This window comes from Streptomyces sp. SID3212 (assembly GCF_009865405.1).
GTDB lineage: Bacteria > Actinomycetota > Actinomycetes > Streptomycetales > Streptomycetaceae > Streptomyces.
Window position 1 is genome coordinate 1 of sequence record NZ_WWJY01000417.1, and the last position, 507, is coordinate 507.

General features: G+C 75.0%; 1 protein-coding gene. It reads left to right on the top strand.

Annotated elements, in window-relative coordinates; all coding sequences use genetic code 11:
• Positions 1 to 507 (top strand): LLM class flavin-dependent oxidoreductase (locus GT042_RS12555; protein WP_161308784.1); only part of this gene is annotated, 507 nt, incomplete at both ends.

Below are 507 nucleotides of genomic sequence, written 5' to 3' on the forward strand. Positions count from 1 at the left end.
CGGCGCGGACCCGGACGCCTCCCCGTACGACCCGGACACCTCCCCGTACACGACCCCCTACGACGGCACCCGGCCGGCCGGCCGCATCGAGGCCGGAACCCGCGCCGCCTACGTCTCCGTCCTCACCGACCGGATCGGCCTCGCGCCCGTCCTGCACGTCGCCCCCACGGAACCGTTCCACCTCGCCACCCAGCTGGCGAGCTTGGACCACGCCTCCCACGGCCGGGCCGGCTGGGTGGTCGGCGCGGCGGCCGGCGAGGCCGCCCTCGCCACCGTCGGACGAGCGCCGCTCTCCGCCGGGGAACTGCGCCGCGAGACCGCCGACGTCATCGACACCGCCCGCGCCCTGTGGGACTCGTGGGAGGACGACGCGGTCATCAAGGACGTCGCGACCGGCCGTTTCCTGGATGCGGACCGGGTGCACCACATCGACTTCGAGGGCGAGTCCTTCACCGTCAAGGGACCCCTGATCACCCCGCGCCCGCCGCAGGGCCAGGTCGTCGTCCT